This window comes from Alkalibacillus haloalkaliphilus C5, assembly GCF_000269905.1.
GTDB classification, from domain to species: domain Bacteria; phylum Bacillota; class Bacilli; order Bacillales; family Alkalibacillaceae; genus Alkalibacillus; species Alkalibacillus haloalkaliphilus_A.
Genome location: NZ_AKIF01000171.1, coordinates 1 through 5,636 on the forward strand (window position 1 = coordinate 1; position 5,636 = coordinate 5,636).

General features: G+C 38.9%; 3 protein-coding genes and 2 tRNA genes. 3 read left to right on the top strand and 2 right to left on the bottom strand.

The features are described 5' to 3' along the window. Positions 1-835: 835 nt before the first annotated feature. Positions 836-907 (bottom strand) — tRNA-Glu (locus A194_RS0114210). 13 nt (positions 908-920) lie between these two features. After that, a tRNA-Met gene (locus A194_RS0114215) sits at positions 921-997 on the bottom strand. Positions 998-1,286: 289 nt separating this feature from the next. Between A194_RS0114215 and spoIIE the strand changes: the two genes are divergently transcribed. The 3 genes from spoIIE to A194_RS18635 all read left to right on the top strand — a co-directional run bounded on the left by spoIIE (position 1,287) and on the right by A194_RS18635 (position 5,454). Next, a complete protein-coding gene (spoIIE, locus tag A194_RS0114220) occupies positions 1,287-3,734 on the top strand; it encodes a stage II sporulation protein E (protein ID WP_017187477.1) in 2,448 nt (815 codons plus the stop codon). 63 nt (positions 3,735-3,797) lie between these two features. Then, complete coding sequence (locus A194_RS0114225) at positions 3,798-4,547, top strand: vWA domain-containing protein (RefSeq protein ID WP_017187478.1); 750 nt, start codon at positions 3,798-3,800, stop codon at positions 4,545-4,547. Next, entirely contained in the window at positions 4,513-5,454 is a 942-nt protein-coding gene (locus A194_RS18635; RefSeq protein WP_017187479.1) for a serine/threonine protein kinase, read from the top strand. The genes A194_RS0114225 and A194_RS18635 overlap by 35 nt, the downstream gene beginning before the upstream one ends. The last annotated feature ends 182 nt before the right edge of the window (positions 5,455-5,636 follow it).

A 5,636-nucleotide genomic window follows, 5' to 3' on the forward strand; every position in this document is an offset into this window, starting at 1 on the left:
ATAATCTTGCTGTCTATGAAAGTAGCAGTATATATAGTTAATGTTGATAATACAGCACGTAACTCTTTTTAGGGTTACGTGTTTTTTGGTTCTGTTGAGAGGATAATATAAAGTTAATTTTGATTAATGGTTCTAAGTCAAGTGTGGGGTGCCCGTTAAGGACACTGCTAATTTATGCCATGTTATGATTCATATGCATGCAACTCCTTTTGTTTTTGTTTTGGTGGTATAAAACAAGGGGACAATTAAGGGGTTAACGTGCTTTTTTATATTCTTGGTTAAGCACAGAGTTGGTATCAGGTGAGGAGCGAAGGTGGCGACGCCAGGTCGGCTAAAAGCGGTCACGTCCTGTGACCAACGCCGACATTAGACCGTCCGGGTCGTCACGGGAACAGCACGTGTCTCGAGACCCCCAGAGGCGCACAGGATGTGGGTCACTTCGGCGTTTGTGATTGACGTCCGGTACTTAGCAGAAGTTCCTTTGTCTGCCGAGTGATGCACCTGCGTCTACAAGCAGTGCTTCGAAGCAGGGTTCCTCAGTGCAAGTTTCAAAGATGCAGTTTCGATGAAGTTGCCTGGCTCGAGCCGTGCCCCTGCATAGAAAACACTGCGATAAACGACCGTAGGGGAGTTTGAGTAGATGTTGCACTTGTGGCCTGTGGGTGAAAGCGTCCACCGAAAGCGGATCACCTGATTCCAACGGTTCAGGTAAAAGCTACCCAACCTTTTTGTAAGAAATTGTACAGCTACCCCAACAAATATTTTAGAGCCAAACTTTAGAGACTAATTAATCAAAATAAAAACACGCCATAATTATATGACGTGTTTTAAGTAGTGACCCATAGGGGATTCGAACCCCTGTTACCGCCGTGAAAGGGCGGTGTCTTAACCACTTGACCAATGGGCCTTCATATTAAAAATGGTAGCGGCGGAGGGGATCGAACCCCCGACCTCACGGGTATGAACCGTACGCTCTCGCCAGCTGAGCTACACCGCCATGTGTTGTTTTCTCTTGATGAGCACAAAAATTATAGTACAACACGTTATTTCACATGTCAACAATATTTTCACCTTTTCTATATTAAAAATTCGATTTACTTATACGAAAAGAACTAACAAAAGCTAAAAACTGCTTTAAACCGCGTGAACCTTCAGTATAAAAAGTGTAGAATAAAGTTATTTCATGAAGTTTGTAAGTCGAATACTTTTTTTACCACAATCCTTTATTTTGACAAAGTTTTAGTCATAAATATGTTTGAATTTTCATATAAAGGGGTGGTGACAAAATGGAACGATTACTTAAAATGGCAGTCTCAGCTGACGGTTCAAAGATCCATAAAATTAGTCAGTGGGTCGCATCGTTAAAAAGCTCTGTTAGCCAACTACTTTTTGCCCGTGGGGTTTTACTTTATATATTAAGTTTCTTTTTAGGACGAGCTATTGTATTAACATCGATATCTCCATTTGCTTTAGCATTTTTAGCAACTGCAATCATTGCAAAGAGACAGTTTGCTTTTCCGACATTTCTTTTTGCGGTAGCCGGGGCGATTACGGTTAGTTTCTCGCACGCTTCCTATATTTTGCTTTCAGGGTTAATTTTAATGATGCTCTATAAGAAATGGGTGCACAAGGTAGAGAAGCGAATTAAATGGATGGCAGTGGCTACATTCGTTAGTGTTGTAGTTGGTCGATTAATTGTACAAGCTGTTGCAGGAACAGTAGTTATATACGATGTGGCAACTTTTGTGTTAGAGGCAGCTTTGGCTGGTTTTCTTGTTATGGTCTTTATTCAATCTTATCCTTTTTTAAAGCTTAAAGCACCTCGCCTCAAACTGAAAGTCGAAGAAATGGTTTGTATCGTTATTTTATCAACGGCTGTCTTAACAGGGTTTGTCGGTCTCTCAATATATGAATTGTCTTTAGAACAAGTGGGAGCTATGTACTTAGTTGTTATGGCTGCTTTTATTGCTGGAGCAACTGTCGGTTCAGCGGTCGGTGTCATGATCGGCTTAATGCTAAGTTTAGTGAGCGCTTTTCATTTGTACCAAGTCAGTTTGTTAGCACTAGCCGGGTTACTAGGTGGCTTAATGAAAGATGTTAATCGGTATGCTGTTACAATAGGGCTTTTCGTGTCAGCGTTTTTAATCGGTATGTACAACATCGAAATCATTCCACTTGAGCAACTGTTATTACAAGCGGTTGTTGCAGCAGCTTTGTTTATGATAACGCCGAAAAGTTTAATTAGTAAAATTGCGAAATACGTTCCAGGTACTGAAGAAGAAAAAGAGGAAAATGAACAGTATTTACAAAAAGTTCGAGATGCTACTGCTAGTCGTGTAGAACGTTTTTCTGAAATGTTTGAAGCGTTATCTCATAGTTTTGCTTATATAGATACAGATGGTAAGCCGAGTGATCCGAATAGTGATGTAGACGAATATTTAAGCCGAGTAACAGAGAAAACGTGTCAAACATGTTTGAAAAAGCATTCTTGCTGGGTGAATAACTTCGACCGAACTTACCCTGTCTTACAACAAACGATTATGTCGATTGAAGAGAATGATACGTCCAATGTTAATTTTAATGTCGGCAAACTTAAAAACTTTTGCGTTAAAAGTGATCAAGTTGTCGATCAAATGCGTTATGAGTTGTCTTACTATAAAGCGAACAAACGATTAAAGCAGCAAGTGAAAGAAAGTAGGAAGTTTGTTTCTGAACAATTAAATGGTGTGTCAGAAGTAATGAATAATTTTGCTAAGGAAATGGTGAAAGAACGAGAAGAGTATTTTTGGCACGAACAGGAAATTCGTAGAATACTAGAAGCTCATCATTTTTCCCTAGAGCATTTAGAATTGTTTTCTATTGAAAAAGGAAATGTTGATATTGAGATGACGGTTTATTTTAATGATTATCGAGGGGAAGGTGAGAAGTTAATTGCGCCCCTCTTATCGGATTTATTAGAAGAAACGGTTGTCGTTGAAGATGAACAATCAGTAAACGAACGAAATGGAGACCGTACATTTACGTTTAGTTCCGTGAAAAATTATCAGCTTAGTTCAGGTGTTGCCCACGCAGCGAAAAAAGGCAACTTTTTATCAGGTGATAGTTATTTAATGCTAGAGCTAGGTAAAAGTCGATTCGCTTTAGCAATTAGTGATGGAATGGGTAATGGAGAACGCGCTTATTTAGAAAGTTCTGAGACATTGAAGTTACTTAAGCAAATTTTACAATCTGGAATAAATGAGCAAGTGGCATTACAATCCATTAATTCAATCTTATCGTTAAGAACTTCAGATGAGATTTATGCAACATTGGATTTAGCGTTCATTGATTTACAAGAACCTCATGCCAACTTTTTAAAGATCGGCGCGATGGTTAGTTATATAAAACGAGGAAGCTCGGTATACCCTGTTGAGTCTGGCAACTTACCAATTGGTATTTTAGAAGAATTTGATGTAGAACCTGTTCGTGAAGAATTAAAAGACGGTGATCTATTAATTATGGTAAGTGACGGCATATTAGAATCAATGAATTTTAGCGAAAACCGGGAAGCTTGGTTAAAGCGTAAAATCCGTGAAATTGAAACAGAAGACCCACAAGCCGTAGCAGATTTAGTATTAGAAGAGACAATTCGAAGTAATCACGGTCATATTATTGATGATATGACGGTACTCGTTACGAAAGTAGAGAAGAGTAGACCGAAGTGGGCTTCTTTCTCTTCTGTAGCATCTGTCTAGCTGACGTATATTCTCCTCATTTCATGTCAACAATGGTTATAGCAAAAAAGAGGAGGCGTTTGTATGAGTAAAGGTACGGTTAGACAAATTCTATTAATTACAGACGGGTGTTCAAACCAAGGTGAAGACCCGGTATCTGTTAGTCAGCAAATTGCACAAGAGGGAATTACCGTCAATGTCATAGGTGTACTAGAAGATGATCAAACAGAAGACCCAACTGGTTTGCAAGAAGTTAATGATATTGCAGAAGCAGGCGGTGGCATTAGCCGAATTGTTTATGCAGATGATTTATCTGAAACAGTTCAAATGGTAACAAAGCAAGCGATGAACCAAACGATTCAAGGGTATGTTAATAAAGAGCTACAACAAATCTTTGGCAAAGAAGCGGATGAAGAGTCTTTACCTCCAGAAACGAGAGGTGAAGTACAAGAGGTGATGGAAGAGTTAGGCGAAACGTGTGATTTAAAAGTACTTGTATTAGTAGATACGAGTGCAAGTATGCAAAATAAAATGTCTTCTGTTAAAGAATCGTTAGATGACTTGATTTTAAGCTTAGATGCTCGTGCTGGTTCACATTCTTTCTCGATCTACCAATTCCCAACGAGAAAGAAAGTCGTAAAAGAATTACTAGAATGGACAAATGATGGGAACCGTTTGGCTAAAGTATTTCCTAAGTTCGCAGTTGGTGGGATCACTCCAACAGGTGCAGCTTTAAAAGAAGCGGCTAAAGCTTTCCATATTAGTATGGGCGATGAAGTTATGAGAGGAGCGGCATACGATGTCGTCGATTCATCCTACCGTCAGTCTTTATAAAGGTGATCGCATTCAAGGTGTTTGGAACCACAAGCAATATCGAATAGAACGCCTGCTAGGTGAAGGAGCTAGAGGGTCGACGTATTTAGCTTCTATTAATCAAAACTTAGTGGCTTTGAAAATTAGTAAAGACCCAGCTGTTATTACATCAGAATCCAATGTATTAAGGAAATTTAGAAAGGCCCAGGGCGTGAAGCTTGGGCCTTCTTTGTTAGATGTAGATGACGGTTATATAAGGCAAGGTGAGAAATACAGCTTTTACGTCATGGAATATGTTCAAGGACGTATTCTTAGTGAACATTTCTCTTCTATAGGATTAAAACGGTTAGGGCAAATTACTTCAGAGTTACTAAAAGCATTGCATCAGCTTCATCTACTTGGGTTTGTATTTGGTGATTTGAAACCTGATAACATTATAATTGAACAACAAACAAAGCAAGTAAGGTTAGTTGATGTCGGTGGTGTGACTCAAGTAGGAAGAGGAATTAGAGAGTATACAACCTTTTATGATCGAGGTTATTGGCGTTTAGGTAGTCGTAAAGCAGATCCTCAATACGATTTGTTCTCATTAGCGATTTGTATGATTCAAGCAGACCCTTCAAATCATTTGAAAGTAGCGAGTCAGAATCGAGATGTGTTAAAAGTGTTAGCAGCTAGTCAAATGGTTACACCGTTCCAACCTGTTGTAAAGAAAGCCTTGTTAGGGAAACACGCAAACGCCTTAGCGATGAAGCGAGAAATCGACTATGTAACGAAACAGTTACCAATAGCTACCCAAACGCAAAGCAACATAAAAACTTCGCATAGGAAAAAAAGAGGTGAAATAGACCGTGCTGAAGTTATAAGCATTACATCGCTTGTCGGAATACACTTATCTGCTCTTTATTTTATCTTGCAAGCATTATAGTTCTGTTGATTGAATAGAGTGTTGTCATAATGGTACGATATACAAGTAATCAAATTGTAGGTAAAAGGCGGCTTTAGTTACATGAAAGAAGATGTTCTAAGCTTCAATGAACAATATAATTTATTCAATCAAGGTGACCATTTGTTTTTAGCTGTCTCAGGTGCATCGACTCAATGGCGATG